Source organism: Chryseobacterium sp. CBSDS_008, assembly GCF_049959325.1.
Lineage (GTDB): Bacteria > Bacteroidota > Bacteroidia > Flavobacteriales > Weeksellaceae > Chryseobacterium.
The window spans coordinates 1,921,378-1,939,629 of sequence record NZ_CP188202.1 but is presented as its reverse complement, the minus strand read 5'-3'; the positions used below and the strand labels follow the sequence as shown (position 1 = coordinate 1,939,629).

Below are 18,252 nucleotides of genomic sequence, written 5' to 3'. Positions count from 1 at the left end.
CATCTATCATCTATCATCTATCATCTATCATCTATCATCTATCATCTATTCAGTTCCGGTTCCCATAATATTGGGATTCCAGTTGGCAGGAACTTTTGGAACAATATCATTCTTTATATAATACTCCTGAATTTCCTGCATGATTTCTGAAAAAGGTACCGATGCGATTCTTTCATAAGGAATAGTGTACCCCAGATACACAATATTTCTCTTGAAATCACCTGCGGCCAGTACAATAGGAACTTTTGCTGCCAAAGCCATATGATAGAATCCTTTTCTCCATTTTGGAACCCAGCTTCTTGTTCCTTCCGGAGTAATCACAAGACTGAAGTCTTCTTTAGAAAACTGGTTGGCTACAAAATTTACCAGATCATTTTTCTGGCTTCTGTCGATGCCAATACCTCCAAGTCCTTTTACGATGCTTCCATACCAGGCTTTGGTGTGAGCATCTTTAATGATGATTTTTAAAGGTTTTTCCAAAGACCAGTAGGCGAAATTCCCTAAAATGTATTCCATATTATGGGTATGTGGCGCTACCACAAGGATACACCTGTTCAGGTTGTTGACATCGCCCTGCAGAACGACTTTCCAACCTAATATTTTTAACATTGCTTTGCCTATCAGCTTTTTCATAATTTCCTGGATTAAAAACAAAAAAGTATAACCAAACTTTGGTTATACTTTACAAATATATTGAAATATTATCGCTCTTAAAACAAACCGCTAATTAAATCTACGATTTTCATTACGAATTCCATTGCAAATTGTATCATGATAAGGCTGTGTTTTTGGTTGGTTGGTTATTAAATTTTAGCTTTACGAAATTAAACCTTTTTTTTCACATAAGAAACTAAACAGGCTTTTATTTTCACTTTTCTGAGAGAAGAAGGGTGTGAATTTCAAACGGTTGCCATCCACTCACACCTTCTACCACTCTCTGAAGTTAATTATTTAGTTTGTATAGAAATTTCGTTTTTTCCGTCTTTGATCTTAATGTCTACATCTTTATTTGATTTTTTGATATTGGACACTGCAGAATCAATTACTTTCTTTGCCTGGTTGTTCGGAACTTTTTTACCGTTTACGATAATACTGTCCTGATCATCAGAGTTATATTCAATGCTGGAACCGTTTACTGTGATTTTATTTTTTTCAATTCTAACACCGCTGTTGTCTTCATCTCTGTCTTCTTCGTTGTCATTGATACCATCTCCATCCAGGTCTCCATCTATATTTATTCCGTTTTTCTTTAATGAAATAACAACTGTTTTCTGCGGAACTACCAGTTCATAATTCAGGCTGTAATCTCTGAATCTGTGATCATATGGATATTTGATGTAGTTTGGAAGCAATACTTTGTTGTTTACTATTTCCACAGGCACTGTCATCTGAATTGGGAAATTGTATCCTTTTCCTTCTTTTTTGATGATCAGATAAGGGGTTTTGATATCCGGTTTTCTTGTTACATCTACTGAGATATAATCTTCTTCGTAAACAGATCTTTTATCAGAATAAATATCATTGTTATACGCTTTGAAGTTCTGAGGAATGTTGACTTGTTTTACATCCACATACACAGTATCTGAAGTCGTATTGATGGCTACATTTTCTACATCTTCCTTGCTTCCTCTGTAGATCATGTCTTTCTTGGCCATGCTTATTCCGAAGTAAGTTCCCAATCCGATAAGAAGAAGAAATAAACCTCCGATTACCCATCCGATATTTCTCAGTTTTGTTTTTGGAGAGAAGATCTTGATGCTTAGTAAGCTGAAAAGAATTGCCGGAATTAAGCTTCCTATCACCATCATGGCTGCCAGTACTTTATCAAGTCCCTGATCATCCATATAGAATCTGATTTCATTAGCTCCCGGGAAGTCTGTATCCATTGCGAAAAGACCAAATAATACAAACACTCCGATAATGCTCCCCACCGCCATCAATACGAAGAATCCTCCTACGATGTACTTGAATACATTCCAGATTCCGCTGCTTGCATTGCTGATATACGGCTTGTTTTCGTTATAGATTTCTCCGACCCTCTGAGTAGATTCATTGGCAAACTGAACCAATTTATTAGACTCATTCTTAAGATTGTCGAAGTTCATAGGCTTTCCCTGCATTTTTAGGAAATCTGCTGCTGTTTCAGCTTTTGGAAGTACGATCCAAAGGATTACATATAAAAGACCGATCAGTGAAGATGAGATGGCTGCTGTGAAAATTCCTAAGATGAAGATTCCCAGCCAGATTGCTCTCATGGTGGTAATATCCATTCCTACATATTGAGCTAAACCTGCGCAAACCCCTGCTACTTTTTGTTTTTCCGGATCACGGAAAAGTTGCTTTTTATCGGTATAGCTGGTTCCTGAATTGTAATTTCTGGTAGAAGTTTTTTCAGAAAAATAAGCTTCTTCCTGTTCTTCAATTTTTTCAGGGCTTCCGATCTGTGCGATTACCTTTTCTACATCGGTATCGTTGATCACTTCACGTTTTCCCAGAGAATCTTTGAAAATCTCCACCATTCTTATTTCTATGTCATGCATTACTTCATCAGCCTCAGAAGCATCCAGAGAGCTTCTCAGAGCATTCAGGTAATCGCTGAGCTTTATATATGCGTGTTCTTCTATGGTAAAAGAAAAACCTGCGAGTCCTATTGAGAGTGTCTTGTTCATAGCTTTGTTTTTTAATTTTGTTGGGTGATTTGGTTTACTGAGGCTGTCAGTTCATTCCATGTATTTTGTAGCTCATCCAAAAAAAGTTTTCCTTTTTCTGTGATCTGATAATATTTTCTGGGTGGCCCTCCGGTAGATTCTTCCCATCTGTAAGAGAGAAACTCTCCGTTTTTAAGTCTTGTAAGAAGAGGGTAGAGGGTCCCTTCCACTACATCCAGTTTTCCTTTTTTCAGTTCATCGATAAGATCGGAAACGTACATTTCGCGATTATTGATGAGACTTAGAATACAGAATTCCAGAATTCCTTTTCGCATTTGCGCTTTGGTATTTTCGGTATTCATCTTTGATAAGTTTTGTTAATTAGTTATATGTTTAGAAAAATGCTCCTAGCTAGTTGAGCCTATTCTAATTTTACATTACAAAGATATGTAAATAGAATGGTATTATGCAATACAAAGTAGTGAAATTTTTTAAATAAATAGTTTAAATAACTGGTAATCAATTGTATAATTTTATGTGGAGGTTTTTATTAAAATAAATTTGAGTGGGAAATGACTAAAAAATCACCAAATTTTAAATGAAATTGAAAGAAATGCAGAGAAAAGCATCATTCATCAATATTGCTTATTACTCATATTATAGCCCCGATAGCAGCGGTTACCCCACAGCATGCAATGGTACAGCATTGGAGCGAGGAGTATGAGCGGATAGCGGGAAGCAGCTTCTCATAAATGAATCCTCCTACCTAAAAAATGATGATTTCAAACCCTTATAAATAAAAGAGTCCTGAATTTTGAGATCGGTGTTATGATTCGTATTTTTGTTAGGAAAAAAGCACCTAAATTATTTACTATTACCATGAATTTATTCAATAAGTATAGGCATCTACAGGCTTTTGTTTTACTTGGACCTGTATGTTTCGGACAATATCAGTTTGAGGTTAAAGATGTATCAAAGAGTTATGATGTAATTATTCACGTAGAAAATTGTTATGATGGGCGATGCAATGGAAAAGGAACCGTAGAATTGTTTGATCATAAAAACAGCAAAGTACAAACCTTTGTATCTGATGACCTGGTATTGGAGCTAAACCAGGGCGAAAAGCCACAGCCGGGGAAAATGCTTCAGTTAAAGAATGAAAACAGTCCTGTGGTTATTGATGATTTTAATTTTGATGGAACAGAGGATATAGCGGTAAGAAATGGCAATATGGGAAATTATAGTTCCGCCTCTTATGACGTATATGTATTCAACGCTACCAGAATGGCATTTGTGAAAAGTAAAGAACTTACAGATCTTGCTTCGAATTCCTTTGATATTTTTGAAGTGGATGCCAAGCGCAAACGTCTCATAGCTTATGGGAAATCCGGATGTTGTGATATTTTTACAACAGAATATGCTGTAATTCCGAATAAAGGACTGGATAAAGTTCTGGAAAAAGAAGAAGATATGACGGTAGAAGGGCAGGTAAAAGTAATCACTAAAGAAAAGCTCAATAATAAATGGATTACCAAAACAAAGGTATATCCGGCAGATCAATATAACAGAAATAAAAAGTAAGATGAAAATTCAGAAAGAAATAGATTTTATCCTGGCAGTAGATGCTCTGAAAAATGTACAGCGAAGAAATTATAATGCAGATGACTCCCGGAGAGAGAATACGGCGGAACACTCCTGGCAGATTATCATTCTGGCCCAGATTCTTTATCCGTATGCCAAAAACCGCGCAGATATTGATTTATTAAGAGTTATAAGAATGCTTTCTATTCATGATCTTGTGGAAATAGAAGCCGGAGATACTTTCATTTTTGATGAACAAGCAATGGTAGGAAAGTTTGAAAGAGAGAAAGCATCTGCCCAGAAAATTTTTGGAATTCTGGATGAACCTTTACGTACAGAATTCTTTAACCTATGGCTGGAGTTTGAAGAAGAGAAGACCCCGGATGCTGTTTTTGCCTGTGGAATTGACAGAATCATGCCGTTTATCTTAAATTCCCATACTACAGGAAAGAGCTGGACAGAAGCGGGAGTAACAGAAAGACAAATCAGAAATATGCTTGAAAATGCTATCGGCAGAGCTTCTGATGAAATGGGAGAGGCTTTTGAACTTTTATTGAGCAGAAGTCTGGAAACAGAAAAAGTGTTGAAATAGTTTAAAAAAACAAAGACACTGTTCGGTTTAGAACAGTGTCTTTTTATAGGTAATTTCATTCAGTTATGAGGATAGCAATACGTAGTTGTCAGGATTTAATAAAATTCCGTTCTTAGAATAAAATCCTGCCATGCTGTTCGGTACATAAAAACCCAGTACAAAATTCTTATAAGAAGTATCCAGTTTGAATTTTACTTCTTTCCCATCTTTAGACCAAACCGGATTTTTAACGATAATGATTGTATTGCTGGTTTCTTTTCCATCAATGTATTCATATAATTTCAGTTGAAGCGTTGTTGTCTTCTTCATAGGCTCTGTGAATTTTACAACAACATTGTTGATGTCAACTTTTTCAAAATCCTTATTGTTGGAATTGACAACGGAAGGCTGGGAAATTTTGCTCCCTGTTCTTTTTGTCCACTTTAATAATGGAACATATAATTTATCCAGGCTCTTTTCCTTTTTATAAAGCTCAATAAGTTTCTCAGAGAATAAATTCTGGGCAATAAAACCACGTCGGATATTCACTTTATGATAGATAGCAGAAAGACTATCTGTTTTTTCCTTGGGAAAGTTTTCTCTGATGAATAAGTCGTAAACAGCCCATGTCATATATTCATTGAATGAACTGATCCCTGAATATCCTGATTTTTTATCCCAATTTATCAGATTGAAGTTCTCAGTTATTTCCTTTGAATATTGATCCGAAATAGGATTTACATATCCATGATCAATTTCTGAAAATACGGTGTGATTATCAAGAATCCTTCTTGCAATATTATCTTTTAAGTTTCCAAGAATAAGGTCTTTTCCGATATCAGGGAAGTCAACGGTTAATGAACTGTTGATCTCTCTGTGGCAATTTTGTCCGCCTACTAAAGGAGAAATGGCAATAACATAGGATTTGGTATTTTTATTTTTAGGTTGTCCAGCAATTTTATCAAGGAAGGCATAGGTGTCATTGATGTAATAATACTCTTTGTAATTGGCAATTAAAGTATTATAAAACTGTTGATGATTTTTGTAAAAAGCTCTGTAATTCGATTTCTTGACAAAATCGTTGATTAGTTCCAGATTTTCATCCACTTCTTGAGGGCCAAATGAATTAAATGGGAAATCTCTTTTAAGTACACCTTTTTCATCAAAAGAGAATGCATAGAAATCAGTCCGGAAACCTAAGAACTTTTTCCACTCCTTTCTTGAATAATTTACTTTTTTTAATAGCGGATGATCTTTTACAGGCTCAAAATAAGACATGATTTCATCATAATACGGAGGAATCTTTTGAACATCATAAGGATCTGTTTTACCATAGTCTGTAAGCGCTAAAATGATATTTCCCAATTCGTAACTTTCAGAAAGCTCAATTGTAACATCTTTTTGTGCTGTTAATGATACGGAAAGGATAAGTGTAATGATTAAGATAATCTTTTTCATGTAATGTAATATGAATTTTCTATTAGTTTTTAAGAGAAACACAGATGATATTCTGAGCGGCTAAAATTAAAGAAAAACCCAATGAATTACAATCATTAAATATATTTAAAATATAAAAGTTTCGGGCGGCCTTTGGCCGCCCGAAACTCTATTTATAGTATCTGGATTGGTTTCTTGAATTCATCGATGGCTACAAAAGTAAAATCACCTACAATGGCTTTTTCTCTTTCATAGGAATACATCTGCTCGGTGTAGATCTCAACGTTCACTTTCATGCTGGTTTTTCCCACGTAGGAAACTTTCCCGATCAGCTCAACAATAGTTCCGGCAGGAATAGGTTTCTTGAAATCGATCTTGTCACTGCTTACCGTTACCACTCTTTTTCTCGCAAAACGGGTTGCGGTGATAAAAGCTACTTCGTCCATCAGCTGCATGGCCGTACCGCCAAAAAGGGTATCGTAATGATTGGTTGTGTTGGGGAAAACCGCTTTAAAGATTCTGGTTTCGGATGCTTCAATTCTTTCTTCTGTAGTCATATATCATTATTAATTAAAGCGAAGTGAAATGATATTAGAAAAAACAGAATAATAACAGGAATCAAGAGAATTCCTGAAACAATCCATCAGATCAATACAACTTCAAATCGCGAAAGTTACATGTGTAAGAAAAAGGCAGGTCTCCTGACTTGTAACATCATTTATCTCCTTCCCATGCCCCGCACAGTGGATCTTTGATAAAAGACTTCAGTTACTTACAGTTGCGCGACAGTCCGTGATTTTCACACGGTTCCCTTTTAATCTGCAGTGATGCAGAACCCATTTCTGTGATGAATAAGCGTAAAAACTTTTTCGGAAGCAAAAATAATGAATTTATTCCGGATTATGGAAAATAATCTGGCTGATTACTCTTCCTTTCTTGATCGTCCAGAGTGTAGTGTATCTGTTTTCTCCTGAACCATTGATCATATAAAGGAAAATATTATCGCTGTCAAGGGAAGTGACTCCAATGTTATCAAAATCCATGGTAGGCTGGAACATATTTTTGATGGCTTCTCTTACAAAAACAGAACCTCTTCCCGGTTGCTGTACTCTGATGGATTTGATTTCCGTCATACCCTCAGGAAGATCATTTCCGATTCCCCAGGGTTTTACTTTATCAATGGTGAGTAGTTTTCCTTCTGCATCTTTTTCCTTTTTACGGTAACCCGCATTGGAAGGGTAGATGTCAATCACTACTTTGCTTCTTTGAGCAGTAGGAATTTTAGGATCAGAATTATCGGTAAAAATAAGTGATCTTCCGTTTTTAGACCTGGAAGGGGTATAGGCGGGAAGCTGATCAATATAAGCAATACGCTCTTTATTTACCATTCCTTCCTTATCAAGAGTTTCATAACGCACAAAGGGTTTGTCGTCATCCTGTTTTTCCGGATATTTGATCCAGATCCATTCTGTTTCCCCGGGAGCAGGCTTTACATAAACAAATACATCACCCTTACGCATACGGATTTTATCTACAATTTTTCTGTAATTGTCTTTATGTACCCGCACATTGGCATATCCTTCTTCAGCTTTTACCACTCCGAAAGGAACTTTATTCTGCCCCTTTACAAAGGCTAAAGAAAAAATACTGAAAGCAGATAAATAAAATGCTTTGTTTATGAAAGTCATCATGAAATTTTTTTGATCTTCCAAATATATAAATTAAATGCTTTTCGGAAGATAATTATAATGCTGCAGTTCTTTTAAATCTTGTATTTGTTTCAGATGGCCATCTGAAAGTATATACAAGAGGTCAGAAATATCCAGAACATCTTGAAAATTGTGATCAGAAATGATAAAGCCTTTATGTGCTGACTCCCGAAGTATATTTTTCTTCAGTTCTTCAGTAACCTTGGGAGAAAGACTGTGAAATGGCTCGTCAAGCAGGGCAAAATCAGTTTCGGAATAAATGATCATCAGCGTTTCAATGATTCGCTGTTCTCCCTTGGATAAGTTTGTAGGTTTTTCATGAAGGAAAGGTTGTACGAATTCTGAACTAAAAAGTAACTCAGTGTTTCTTTTATTACAAAAAAGAGGGATCAGATTTTTTACTTTTATAAATTTTGGCAGAAAGAGATCCTGAGGTAAGTAAGCAATTCTGTTTTTTCTATCGGAAATACTTTTCAAAATAGTGTTGTCATATTTTATAAACTGAGTATCACCATATTCAGTTCCGAAGATAATTTTCAACAGGGTTGATTTTCCGCTTCCGTTTCTGCCCAGTAATCCTATAACTTGCCCTGTTTCACATCCTATATAAATATCCTGCAGAATTTTCCTCTCATTAAAAGATTTTGTTACACTATCAACATGAAGTCTGCTCATAAAAACAATGTTATAATTCTAACAATAATCCCCAATACTATTGTTCCTGCCCAGAGAAACATCCTTGAAAAGCCTGAATTGGCATAAAAGTAATATTCGCTTTTAAATCTTAATTCGTAAATAAAATAGTGAAGAACCGGTGCAGTAAAAAGAAAACTCAATCCAAAAGCTTCAAACCCGCCAAAAAGTAAGAATGAAATGAGTAATGAAAACAGGACCGCAGGAAATATAATTTTCTGATAAAAAATCCAAAGAATAGTAAGGTTTCTGACCATGTTCAATGCTTTATGAATTCAAATATATTAAAAACCTTTATACAAGAGAGAGTTAAAAGATTCATTAAAAAATAATAAAAAAGAGAGAACTCCGAAAAGTGCTCTCTCTGTATTTGCGTAACTTAATCCTTGGATAGATTAATTTAAATTCTTTCAAGCTCATCTGCGTTGATGGTGGTCTTAAATGTACCGTAATTGACAATTACCTTATTTCGGGAAATCTTTTCGATGGTTCCCACGCTGGTGCTTCCTGTAATACGAACACGCTGCCCAATCTTCATCCAAATAGCGCGGTCGCTTTTACGTTGTTCTTCCAGCTTTTCATTGGTTTCAGCAATTTTTTCAATCACGTCATCTTTCTTCAGCTGTTGAGTAATTTTTCTCTTAACAACCTGCAGACGTTTGGTTTCATCTTTATCACTGCCCAATTTTCTGAATTTCTCCTGTTCAAGAAGCTTCACAAAATCTTTTACAACATCCTTTCTGGATTTTCCTTTGGTGTAGCTGTCGATGAATGCTTCAATCTTATTTCCGAACTGAAGTTTGCGGTGTTCTTCCTCATACAGTTTCTGGAAATTAAATAATTTCTGCTGAAGCTGGTCATTCAGTTTCTGAAGGTTATCACGCTTATCTTCTACAGACTCTTTTCTTTCTGCCAGATCAGATTTCAGCTTTTCAACTTCAAATTTTTCCTGCTGCAGTTTTACAATCGTTTTATCAAGATTCACAATATCATGTTCTACCTTTTTCTTGGCAGAATGGATAATAAATCTTGGAATCTTATTCTTTTCCGCAACTTCAAAAGTAAATGAACTTCCTGCCTGTCCTACTTCCAGCTTATACATCGGTTCCAGTGTTTCTTCATTGAAGAGCATGGCTGCGTTCTGGGCATTGGGAAGCTGTTCTATCACCAGTTTGATATTGGTATAGTGCGTCGTGATAATGGCAAAACTCTTTTTGTCATAGAAAAACTCCATAAAACTTTCTGCCAGGGCACCTCCAAGCTCCGGATCAGAACCTGTACCGAATTCATCAATAAGCAGAAGCGTATTGGCATCAGCCTCACGGATGATTCCTGACATTTTCTTCAATCTCGAAGAATAAGTGGATAAATGATTTTCGATGGACTGGTTATCTCCGATATCAGTCATGATTTTCTCAAAGAAAAACATTTCAGATTTGGGATGAACCGGAACCAGAATACCACTCTGAATCATCAGCTGCAATAGCCCTACCGTTTTCAGGGTAATTGATTTCCCACCGGCATTCGGACCGGAAATACAGATGATCCTGTTATGTTCCGTTAAGGTAAGTGGCTGTGGATGAATGGTTTTATTCTCTGTTTTATTTCTTAACCATAACAGAGGATGATAGGCGTCTTTTAATCTCAGCGTTTTATGATGATTGATTTTTGGAAGAACTCCGTTGATCAGTTCACTAAACTTTGCTTTGGCTCTCGTAAGGTCAAGATCAAAAATATAAACCTGATATCTCCATAGCTGAGGTTGAAATTCTGCCAGCTCAGCGGTAAGGTTACGGAGAACTTTGTCAATTTCTTTTTTCTCTTCCTCTTCATTTTCACGCAACTTGAAGTAGTGCTTCACAACACTGTCCGGCTGAATATAAGTGATGGAACCTGTCTTGGAAATTCCCAGCGTTCTGCCGGCAACCCTTTTTTTGAATCCTGATTTTACTGCCAGAACCCTCTGGTCGTCAATAATTGTTTCCCGAATATCATCCAGAAAGTCGCTCTGCCCGTAAGTAGTAAGCGCACGGTTGAAATTTTCCTGGATCGCCTTTTTAGCAAGCTGAATTTCAGTTCTTATCCCTTTCAGAGCTGGAGAAGCTTCATTTTTTACCTCACCAAAACGGTTAAAAACCTTATCAACCTTCTCGATAATCTCTTTTCTGAATTCCAATACAGAAACCTCTTCCAATAAGACAGGAAACGTTTCCGGCATGGTAGGGAAGAACTTCTGCAGTTTTCCGATCTGTTCCGTGATGGTTTTTATTTTGATGAAAGCAGCGTTTTCCAGACGGTAGTTTTCAATCAGCATCAATTTCAGCTCACTTTCAATATCTTCATATTCATCAAACGGAATCGCATTTGAACTTTCAAAACTGGACAGATATTCTGAGGTTTTTTTTAATGAAAGTTCTGCCTCGTCTATTTCCATCGGACGAAGTTGAAGAATTTTTTCTCTTGTTTTCGGAGAATATGCAAATGGGGAGATTTCCGCGAGCAATTGCGGAAACTCTAATTCGTCTAAATCTTCTTTATCTATATACACAGTGCAAATTTAGTGAGAATTTTGATTATTACGTATATCTGAGAGATTTACAGAATAAATTAACTGTGAATTTAATATTATCGAGCTGCTTTTATTAAATTTGAGATATGAAACTGGAAACCCAAAGATTATTACTGAGAAATATCAACGAAAGCTACGTTGAGGATATTTTACGAATCCGAAGCAATGAAGTGATCAATCAGTTTGTCCGTAGGAACTCACCAAAAAATAGCTATGATGCTCTTCAGTTTATTTTAACCATTAAGAAAAATACTCAGAACAATCAAACTTTCTATTGGGGAATTTCTTTAAAAGAGCAGCTGAATCTTATCGGGACTATCTGTCTCTGGAATTTTTCTGAAGACCGGAAAACAGCGGAAGTAGGATATGAGTTATTACCCGAATATCACAGGCAGGGAATAATGTCTGAAGCTTTGAAAGCGGTTTTAGATTTCGGATGTAATGAATTGCATTTACAGGAAATTGTAGCCATTACCAATACATTCAATGAAAATTCGAAAGGACTTCTTTTAAAGCATCATTTTGTTTTGCAGGAGGGAAGGGAAGATGAAGGGTTTCCGGATAATATTATTTTTAGTTTACAAAGGGCTTCTGGCGGTTCCCATGAATCTGAATAGGTTTTTCTCTATCTTTGTTGCCGATTGAAATTGCATATGAAAAATGAAGTAAAATCTTTAACGGGACTGAGAGGGGTTGTTGCATTATGGGTTGCTTTTTTTCATTTTAGTTTTTTCAGGAATGAATGTATTCAGAATATAGTAGGAAAGGGGTATGTAGCCGTTGATATTTTTTTTGTGTTAAGTGCTTTTTTGCTGACGATATCTTATTCTGAAAAGTTTACAAATTTAAATTATAACGTAATAGACGTTTTTTACAAAAAAAGAATCAATAGGATTTATCCTGTATATATGGTATCGGTTATTTTTATTGCATTGTTTTTAGTGAAGACCTCAATAGCAGGATTTCTGATTAATGCCACTTTATTACAATGCTTTTTTAATCCTGATTATCTCCTGAATGTAGTCTATTGGTCGCTAAGTACAGAATGGGTTTGCTATTTGATATTCCCTTTTATGTTATGGATTGTCTTGCATTATAAAATACGCGGCGAAATTTTAATCATTGCAAGTTTGGTTGTAAGGTTTGCACTTCCTTATCTTCCCCCTCATTTGTACATTGGTTCTGAAATTCCGCTGGAGGTAGGAGAATCACCAAGATATCTTGATCTTCCTTATGGTCTTGTTTCCCTTCTGAGAACAGTTTCTTCCTATTTTCTTGGTATTGGGGCAGCCTTATTGCCGCCATTTAAAATAAAGAAAGGAAACCTGGTTATTTACAGCATTCTCACATTGTTTATATCCATGTTGTTTGTTGAAAAAGGGCTGCTGTTTATTCCTTTATTATCAGCATTTATAATAAAATATCTGTATGAAGGAAGGCAAAACTATCTGAAGGTGTTTTTAGAAACCAAAGCCGTCTATTTTTTAGGGAATATTTCTTATTCGCTGTATATTATCCATTATATGGTGAAGAAGCAGGATTTTGTTATTGTAAATAATTATCATCTTAATAATCTGTTATTGATATCTCTTTCCTTATTGCTGTCTTATTTTTCATATATGCTGATTGAAAGAAAAATGAAGATATTTAACGTATAATTGATGCTCTTATTTTAAATCATTATTTTTGCAATATGACCTGGACAGAAATTTTAGCCCCGATAAAGAGTACGGAATACTTTACAACCCTTTGGGAGAAAGTGAAGAATGAATATGCAACTACCAAAGTTTTCCCACCCAAAAATCAGATTTTCAGAGCATTGGAACTTACTCCTTTTGATGATGTTGAAGTTGTGATTATTGGGCAGGATCCTTATCATAATGACTATCAGGCGAACGGTTTATGTTTTTCTGTTTCTGAACAGGTAGCTGCACCGCCGTCACTTAAGAACATTTTTATAGAGCTGAAAGATGATCTGGGAGTGGTAAGAACTTCCAAAGAGCTTGATGACTGGGGAAGACAGGGGGGTTTATTGTTGAATGCTACATTAACAGTTCGCGCTCATTCACCTAATTCTCATAAAGATCTGGGCTGGGAAAAATTCACCAACTTTATTATTAAAGAAATTTCAGATAAAAAAGAGAATGTGGTATTTGTGTTATGGGGTGCTTTTGCACAAAAAAAAGCCGAACTCATAGATCCGGCTAAACATTTTATTCTTAAATCGGCACACCCTTCTCCTTTTTCTGTGCACCGAGGTTTTTTTGGAAGCAAACCTTTCTCAAAAATTAATGAATATCTTATTTCTAAAGGAAAGAAGCCTATTTCCTGGTAGGATCAGCTGATTGAACTCTTTTTTTTATCGTAATCCCGATTTTGTATTTTCCGGATAAAGCTTTTGCTCCGTCCTGTGATTTTGGATACGGTGCAATATCCTGTAATGTAATCGTATACCCGTTGAATTCTGCGGACTGGTGATAATTTCTTCCCGGATAATCTGCGCTGGCAAGGCTCAGGATCATTGGGCGGGTAGAAGTCCCCATTACTTCCACCTGAGCAAGAGCTACTCCGGCCCAGATACAATTGACTCCCTCAGGGCAGCGGCTGTCTTCAGAAACCCCTTTGAATGTGACATTCATCTGGTATTCTCTTAAAAATTTATTTTCTCCTTCATTGAAGTATAAAATACCATCCTGCTGATCATTAGTGCTTGTTGTTTTGGTACCTGCAGGCATTTCAATAGTTTTTGTGTTGACCTTTGATTTCTTTTGGGCCTCGCATCCTGTTAATGCAAATATTCCCAGACTGAGTATGATAACTTTATGGAACATAGTTTCTTATATTTAATTAAATAACGTTAAACATATTAAGTAGTACTACCAAAAACATTGCCACTCCTACTACAAAACTGAATCCGGTTCCATAGATGAACCCAATCAGGGCTCCTTTGGTGGATTGTAAAGCTTTATTCATGTCCTTACTGTCATGAAGTAACTCACCAATAAATACCCCCGCAAACATTCCTACGAGAAAGCCGAGCGGAATAGGAATAAATATTCCGACAATGGTTCCAATGACGGAACCGATGCTTCCCCAGCGCGTACCTCCGTATTTTCTGTTGGTTTTTGCCGGAATGACATAGCTTAGCACTACAGAAGCTGCTGTAAGAATTCCGAACGCCCAGATATAAATCATGGGAAGATCTGCATCGGTCCCGAATTTATAAATCAGAAGCCCGCAGATACTCAGCAAAAGTCCGGGTAATACCGGAAGAAAAGTTCCCAAGATCCCGACAAATAACAGAATAAGGCAGAAAATATTAATAATCGTTGTATCCATTCTTTTTAAAAATATATGCAATATAAAAAAAGTGGCCTTATAAAAAGCCACTTTCAGAATTGAGTTCTAAAATTTTATTTAGGATAACGTATCCAAGAACGGGTTTTGCCTTGCCGATGTTTCCGCTGGTATGGTTGTGGAATAACAGATGTTGTCATTGGCAGCTAATTTTGGGAGGGTAGAAGATTTGACATTTTATCATTTGATTCTTAAACGATTTTTATCAAATATCTTCCCATGAATCTCTTTTGGGATGAAAATTGATTGTGAATAGTAAAATGATGATTCTTAATTTCATAAATTTGCTGTAATGAATGACCAGTTACAAGAAACCAAAAACTTTATACAAGAGCTAAGCGAGCAGCTTTACATTTATATTACCCGGATTTCACCCTCCGGGCTGGACTGGGTTTTTCATATTATTGTAAAACTAAGTTTACTTCTTGTCCTGTTTTTAGTTACTGATTTTGTTTTTAAGTTCATCATCAATTCGGTCTTCAGGTTATTTCATAATGAACAGAAGTTTCCGATCTTAAAATCTGTTTATCAGTCGAAAATCACCAATTCTGTAGCCCATTTTGCTGCTTTAATTGCTGTTGCTGGGATTCAGGGATCCATATTTCCTGAAAATGCGTTGCCGAAGACCACCATTTTTATTATAAGATGTATCAATCTTGGGCTGGTATTGATATTGGCAGGAATGCTCTACAGATCGCTGACTGCTTTCAGAAATTATTTCAGCATTAAACAGGATTTCTACAAAATTATGGCACTTAATGCCATTTCAGAAACTGTAAAAATTTTAGGACTCTTCATATTTACAGTAGTAGGACTTTGCGTGATTTTTGGAATCAAAGGAACCACTATCGTTGGAAGCCTGGGAGCTATTACAGCTGTTTTGGTATTGGTTTTCAGAGATACCATCTTAGGATTTGTAACAGGTCTTCACGTTGCCACTTCAAAAAACCTGAAAGTAGGGGATTGGGTAGGCATTCCCAAATACAGCATTGAAGGAAATATTACGGAAATCAACCTTTTGACCACCAAAATCACCAACTTTGATAAAACAGTTTCCACCATTCCTACCTATGATCTGATGACTACCGAGATCAAAAATATGCAGGTGATGTCCGAATCCAATACAAGGAGAATAAAAAAATCAATTTACTTTAATATCAATTCTTTTAAATTCCTGACGGATGAAGATATTGAACGTTTAAAGGAAATAAATCTAATTTCAGATTATCTGGAAGAAAGAACTTCTGAAATCAAAAAAGAAAAAGAAAGCCTGGAACATAGAGATAAGATCGTGAATGGAAGGCAGCTTACCAATATCGGTGTTTTCAGATATTATGCACAGAAATATATTGAAAACGATCCTGATATTGATAAAAACGGAACCCGGATGGTACGCCAGCTGGACATTACCCCGCAAGGACTTCCTCTTGAAGTATACTGTTTTGCCAATGATTCAAAATGGGAACGTTTTGAGCAGATTCAGGCAGATATTTTTGACCATCTGCTGGTGGCTTCAAAAGAATTTGAGCTTCAGGTGATGCAGGTAAGCGTGAAAGTGTAAAAGAGCGGGAAGACAGAAGAGGAAAGCTGGACGTTTCTGCCACTTTTAAACAAAATTTAATTAAACTTTAAATGATAATGAATTTAGAAAGACCAATAGAAGTACAAAGTCTGGTTTACCTCCAGCTTCCGGCTTCCGGCTTCTAACATATCATATCTAACATCTAAAATAACAATGACAAAACTAAGCGTAAACATTAATAAAATTGCGACGTTAAGAAATGCAAGAGGAGGTGAAACCCCAAGTGTTACAGGAGCTGCTGTAAAAATTCAGGAATTCGGAGGACAGGGAATTACCATCCATCCAAGGCCTGATGAAAGGCATATCACACGAAAAGATGTCTATGATCTGAAGCCGTTGGTTACGACTGAGTTTAATATTGAAGGAAATCCTCATCAGAGTTTCATTGATATGGTATTGGATGTGAAGCCTGAGCAGGTAACTTTAGTTCCGGATGCTGACGATGCCATTACCTCCAATGCAGGCTGGGATACTAAAAAACATCTTGATTACCTTACAGAAATCATTGCAGAGTTTAAAAATGCAGGAATCCGTACTTCAATTTTTCTGGATCCTCTACCTGAGCTTGTAGAATATGCAGCTAAGACTGGCGCAGACAGAATAGAACTGTATACAGAAGCTTACGCAAAAAATTATCTGACCAATAAAGAGCAGGCTGTAAAACCTTATTATGATACAGCTGTTGAAGCCAATAAATTTGGATTGGGAATCAATGCCGGTCATGATCTGAGCTTAGAAAACCTGAAATACTTTGCCGATACCATTCCAAACTTATTGGAAGTATCTATCGGGCATGCTTTGGTTTCTGAAGCGCTTTATATGGGATTGGAAAATACAGTTCAGGCGTATCTGAAGAGACTGGCAAAATGGTAATTAATAAGAAACTGGAAGTTAGAGATGAGAAGTTAGTAAAACTTCGTCTCTGGTCTAACTTCTCATTTCTCACCTCTAACTTCTAAGAAAATGGAAATTTTAAACTCAAAAATATTCGGCGAAAATCTAACCAATACGCCGCTTTTAGTATTTCACGGATTATTTGGAATGCTTGACAACTGGGGTAGCTTTGGAAAAGATCTGGGAGAATATCTTCCGGTGCATCTGATCGACCTTAGGAATCATGGAAGAAGCTTTCACTCAGAAAATATGTCCCATGATGATCTTGCAGACGATATTGCGCATTATATGGATCATTACGGAATTCAGAAAGCACACATTTTAGGACACTCTTTAGGAGGAAAAGCTGTGATGCAGTTTGCGATAAAATATCCTGAACGCGTTGAAAAACTGATTGTTGTAGATATTTCACCCAAGGCATATCCGCCGCATCACCAGGGAATTATCAAAGCGCTGGAAACCGTTGATTTTGATACGGTAACTTCCAGAAATGAAGTGGAAGCAGTTTTGAACCAATACATCCCGGAAAGATCTACCGTGCAGTTTTTAACGAAAAACCTGTATTGGGATGACAATAAAAAACTGGGCTGGAGATTCAACCTTAAAACTTTATCTGAAAAATATACTGAATTTGTATCCAACGCAATTAAATTCGGAGTTTTTGAAGGTGAAACCCTTTTTATAGCAGGAGCAAAATCCAATTATATCCTGCCGCAGGACGAATTCGGAATCAAGCAGCAGTTCCCTAAAGCCAAAGTGGTAACGGTAAAAAATGCCGGACATTGGGTGCAGGCTGAAAATCCGGTTGATTTTGCAAATGTTGTGAAAGAATTTCTTGGTTTAAATTGATTTTATACTTTGATTTTAGATATTGTGTTAAAATTTTATTAAAACATGATATTATTTCTCCATGACTTGAATTTTTTGTACTTTGGATTTCCAAAACAATAAAAATATTAACTTATGGAAAACAAAAATTCAAAAAAGAAGCCGTTTTTTGCGTCATTCTTAGAAAAACAGGTTAAAGATCCTGAAACAGTAAAAGGAGGAGGAATTACTTCCGTGCTTACAGATCAGATTACTACAACAATCAATGATCAGATCACGACAGCTCTTCAGGACAGTGTTACAAAGCCTGATAATGACAATGTAACCATGAAATATCCTTCTGACGGAGATGAGGATGTTTTAGACGTGTAAGAAATATACAT

The 18,252-nt window shown here is 36.2% G+C and carries 20 protein-coding genes and 1 riboswitch; of the genes, 10 read left to right on the top strand and 10 right to left on the bottom strand.

Going from position 1 to position 18,252, the window contains the following annotated elements:
* Positions 1 to 45: 45 nt before the first annotated feature.
* The 3 genes from ACP3T3_RS08670 to ACP3T3_RS08660 form a co-directional block, all read right to left on the bottom strand.
* On the bottom strand, positions 46 to 633 hold the full coding sequence (locus tag ACP3T3_RS08670) for a 1-acyl-sn-glycerol-3-phosphate acyltransferase (protein ID WP_426479492.1): 588 nt from the start codon (positions 631 to 633) through the stop codon (positions 46 to 48).
* Between the two features lie 314 nt (positions 634 to 947).
* On the bottom strand, positions 948 to 2,669 hold the full coding sequence (locus ACP3T3_RS08665) for a PspC domain-containing protein (RefSeq protein WP_426479491.1): 1,722 nt from the start codon (positions 2,667 to 2,669) through the stop codon (positions 948 to 950).
* Positions 2,670 to 2,680: 11 nt separating this feature from the next.
* Entirely contained in the window at positions 2,681 to 3,010 is a 330-nt protein-coding gene (locus tag ACP3T3_RS08660) for a PadR family transcriptional regulator (protein ID WP_103234940.1), read from the bottom strand.
* A gap of 236 nt (positions 3,011 to 3,246) precedes the next feature.
* Between ACP3T3_RS08660 and ACP3T3_RS08655 the strand changes: the two genes are divergently transcribed.
* The 3 genes from ACP3T3_RS08655 to ACP3T3_RS08645 all read left to right on the top strand — a co-directional run bounded on the left by ACP3T3_RS08655 (position 3,247) and on the right by ACP3T3_RS08645 (position 4,821).
* Positions 3,247 to 3,372: a hypothetical protein gene (locus ACP3T3_RS08655; RefSeq protein WP_426479490.1), complete on the top strand. Its 126-nt coding sequence runs from the start codon at positions 3,247 to 3,249 to the stop codon at positions 3,370 to 3,372.
* 155 nt (positions 3,373 to 3,527) lie between these two features.
* Entirely contained in the window at positions 3,528 to 4,229 is a 702-nt protein-coding gene (locus ACP3T3_RS08650; RefSeq protein WP_426479489.1) for an XAC2610-related protein, read from the top strand.
* 1 nt (position 4,230) lies between these two features.
* Entirely contained in the window at positions 4,231 to 4,821 is a 591-nt protein-coding gene (locus ACP3T3_RS08645) for an HD domain-containing protein (protein WP_426479488.1), read from the top strand.
* A 63-nt stretch (positions 4,822 to 4,884) separates the two neighbouring features.
* Here ACP3T3_RS08645 and ACP3T3_RS08640 read toward each other — a convergent pair whose 3' ends face one another.
* The 5 genes from ACP3T3_RS08640 to ACP3T3_RS08620 form a co-directional block, all read right to left on the bottom strand.
* Positions 4,885 to 6,258, bottom strand: a complete 1,374-nt coding sequence (locus tag ACP3T3_RS08640) for a DUF4932 domain-containing protein (protein WP_426479487.1) — start codon at positions 6,256 to 6,258, stop codon at positions 4,885 to 4,887.
* Between the two features lie 152 nt (positions 6,259 to 6,410).
* A complete protein-coding gene (locus ACP3T3_RS08635) occupies positions 6,411 to 6,794 on the bottom strand; it encodes an acyl-CoA thioesterase (RefSeq protein WP_002977578.1) in 384 nt (127 codons plus the stop codon).
* A gap of 117 nt (positions 6,795 to 6,911) precedes the next feature.
* A riboswitch (cobalamin riboswitch) is annotated at positions 6,912 to 7,092 on the bottom strand.
* A gap of 35 nt (positions 7,093 to 7,127) precedes the next feature.
* Entirely contained in the window at positions 7,128 to 7,928 is an 801-nt protein-coding gene (locus ACP3T3_RS08630; RefSeq protein WP_426479486.1) for a hypothetical protein, read from the bottom strand.
* Positions 7,929 to 7,958: 30 nt separating this feature from the next.
* Complete coding sequence (locus tag ACP3T3_RS08625) at positions 7,959 to 8,621, bottom strand: ATP-binding cassette domain-containing protein (RefSeq protein WP_426479485.1); 663 nt, start codon at positions 8,619 to 8,621, stop codon at positions 7,959 to 7,961.
* Between the two features lie 418 nt (positions 8,622 to 9,039).
* On the bottom strand, positions 9,040 to 11,187 hold the full coding sequence (locus ACP3T3_RS08620; protein WP_426479484.1) for an endonuclease MutS2: 2,148 nt from the start codon (positions 11,185 to 11,187) through the stop codon (positions 9,040 to 9,042).
* Positions 11,188 to 11,294: 107 nt separating this feature from the next.
* On the opposite strand from ACP3T3_RS08620, the gene ACP3T3_RS08615 reads away from it, so the two are divergent.
* From ACP3T3_RS08615 to ACP3T3_RS08605, 3 genes are read left to right on the top strand one after another with little or no spacing between them, the layout of a single operon-like run.
* Entirely contained in the window at positions 11,295 to 11,825 is a 531-nt protein-coding gene (locus ACP3T3_RS08615; RefSeq protein ID WP_426479483.1) for a GNAT family N-acetyltransferase, read from the top strand.
* Positions 11,826 to 11,861: 36 nt separating this feature from the next.
* Entirely contained in the window at positions 11,862 to 12,866 is a 1,005-nt protein-coding gene (locus ACP3T3_RS08610; RefSeq protein WP_426479482.1) for an acyltransferase family protein, read from the top strand.
* Between the two features lie 35 nt (positions 12,867 to 12,901).
* Positions 12,902 to 13,543, top strand: a complete 642-nt coding sequence (locus ACP3T3_RS08605) for a uracil-DNA glycosylase (protein WP_426479481.1) — start codon at positions 12,902 to 12,904, stop codon at positions 13,541 to 13,543.
* Here ACP3T3_RS08605 and ACP3T3_RS08600 read toward each other — a convergent pair.
* Positions 13,530 to 14,039: a hypothetical protein gene (locus tag ACP3T3_RS08600; protein ID WP_426479480.1), complete on the bottom strand. Its 510-nt coding sequence runs from the start codon at positions 14,037 to 14,039 to the stop codon at positions 13,530 to 13,532. The two genes, ACP3T3_RS08605 and ACP3T3_RS08600, sit on opposite strands and share 14 nt — an antisense overlap.
* Positions 14,040 to 14,055: 16 nt before the next feature.
* On the bottom strand, positions 14,056 to 14,547 hold the full coding sequence (locus ACP3T3_RS08595; protein WP_129039360.1) for a DUF456 domain-containing protein: 492 nt from the start codon (positions 14,545 to 14,547) through the stop codon (positions 14,056 to 14,058).
* A 310-nt stretch (positions 14,548 to 14,857) separates the two neighbouring features.
* On the opposite strand from ACP3T3_RS08595, the gene ACP3T3_RS08590 reads away from it, so the two are divergent.
* From ACP3T3_RS08590 to ACP3T3_RS08575, 4 genes are all read left to right on the top strand, one after another.
* Positions 14,858 to 16,126 (top strand): mechanosensitive ion channel family protein, encoded by a 1,269-nt coding sequence (locus ACP3T3_RS08590; RefSeq protein WP_426479479.1) that lies wholly within the window; start codon positions 14,858 to 14,860, stop codon positions 16,124 to 16,126.
* A 174-nt stretch (positions 16,127 to 16,300) separates the two neighbouring features.
* Complete coding sequence (locus ACP3T3_RS08585; RefSeq protein WP_426479478.1) at positions 16,301 to 17,020, top strand: pyridoxine 5'-phosphate synthase; 720 nt, start codon at positions 16,301 to 16,303, stop codon at positions 17,018 to 17,020.
* A gap of 90 nt (positions 17,021 to 17,110) precedes the next feature.
* Positions 17,111 to 17,890: an alpha/beta fold hydrolase gene (locus ACP3T3_RS08580; RefSeq protein ID WP_426479477.1), complete on the top strand. Its 780-nt coding sequence runs from the start codon at positions 17,111 to 17,113 to the stop codon at positions 17,888 to 17,890.
* Between the two features lie 114 nt (positions 17,891 to 18,004).
* The gene (locus tag ACP3T3_RS08575; protein WP_426479476.1) at positions 18,005 to 18,241 is read left to right on the top strand and encodes a microviridin/marinostatin family tricyclic proteinase inhibitor; all 237 of its coding nucleotides are present in this window, start codon (positions 18,005 to 18,007) and stop codon (positions 18,239 to 18,241) included.
* Positions 18,242 to 18,252 lie beyond the last annotated feature (11 nt).

Excerpts from the sequence above, each read along its gene's own strand:
- ACP3T3_RS08670 (WP_426479492.1), bottom strand. The coding sequence starts at position 633 with ATGAAAAAGCTGATAGGCAAAGCAATGTTAAAAATATTAGGTTGGAAA.
- ACP3T3_RS08665 (WP_426479491.1), bottom strand. The coding sequence starts at position 2,669 with ATGAACAAGACACTCTCAATAGGACTCGCAGGTTTTTCTTTTACCATA.
- ACP3T3_RS08660 (WP_103234940.1), bottom strand. The coding sequence starts at position 3,010 with ATGAATACCGAAAATACCAAAGCGCAAATGCGAAAAGGAATTCTGGAA.
- ACP3T3_RS08655 (WP_426479490.1), top strand. The coding sequence starts at position 3,247 with ATGAAATTGAAAGAAATGCAGAGAAAAGCATCATTCATCAATATTGCT.
- ACP3T3_RS08650 (WP_426479489.1), top strand. The coding sequence starts at position 3,528 with ATGAATTTATTCAATAAGTATAGGCATCTACAGGCTTTTGTTTTACTT.
- ACP3T3_RS08645 (WP_426479488.1), top strand. The coding sequence starts at position 4,231 with ATGAAAATTCAGAAAGAAATAGATTTTATCCTGGCAGTAGATGCTCTG.
- ACP3T3_RS08640 (WP_426479487.1), bottom strand. The coding sequence starts at position 6,258 with ATGAAAAAGATTATCTTAATCATTACACTTATCCTTTCCGTATCATTA.
- ACP3T3_RS08635 (WP_002977578.1), bottom strand. The coding sequence starts at position 6,794 with ATGACTACAGAAGAAAGAATTGAAGCATCCGAAACCAGAATCTTTAAA.
- ACP3T3_RS08630 (WP_426479486.1), bottom strand. The coding sequence starts at position 7,928 with ATGATGACTTTCATAAACAAAGCATTTTATTTATCTGCTTTCAGTATT.
- ACP3T3_RS08625 (WP_426479485.1), bottom strand. The coding sequence starts at position 8,621 with ATGAGCAGACTTCATGTTGATAGTGTAACAAAATCTTTTAATGAGAGG.
- ACP3T3_RS08615 (WP_426479483.1), top strand. The coding sequence starts at position 11,295 with ATGAAACTGGAAACCCAAAGATTATTACTGAGAAATATCAACGAAAGC.
- ACP3T3_RS08610 (WP_426479482.1), top strand. The coding sequence starts at position 11,862 with ATGAAAAATGAAGTAAAATCTTTAACGGGACTGAGAGGGGTTGTTGCA.
- ACP3T3_RS08605 (WP_426479481.1), top strand. The coding sequence starts at position 12,902 with ATGACCTGGACAGAAATTTTAGCCCCGATAAAGAGTACGGAATACTTT.
- ACP3T3_RS08600 (WP_426479480.1), bottom strand. The coding sequence starts at position 14,039 with ATGTTCCATAAAGTTATCATACTCAGTCTGGGAATATTTGCATTAACA.
- ACP3T3_RS08595 (WP_129039360.1), bottom strand. The coding sequence starts at position 14,547 with ATGGATACAACGATTATTAATATTTTCTGCCTTATTCTGTTATTTGTC.
- ACP3T3_RS08590 (WP_426479479.1), top strand. The coding sequence starts at position 14,858 with ATGAATGACCAGTTACAAGAAACCAAAAACTTTATACAAGAGCTAAGC.
- ACP3T3_RS08585 (WP_426479478.1), top strand. The coding sequence starts at position 16,301 with ATGACAAAACTAAGCGTAAACATTAATAAAATTGCGACGTTAAGAAAT.
- ACP3T3_RS08580 (WP_426479477.1), top strand. The coding sequence starts at position 17,111 with ATGGAAATTTTAAACTCAAAAATATTCGGCGAAAATCTAACCAATACG.
- ACP3T3_RS08575 (WP_426479476.1), top strand. The coding sequence starts at position 18,005 with ATGGAAAACAAAAATTCAAAAAAGAAGCCGTTTTTTGCGTCATTCTTA.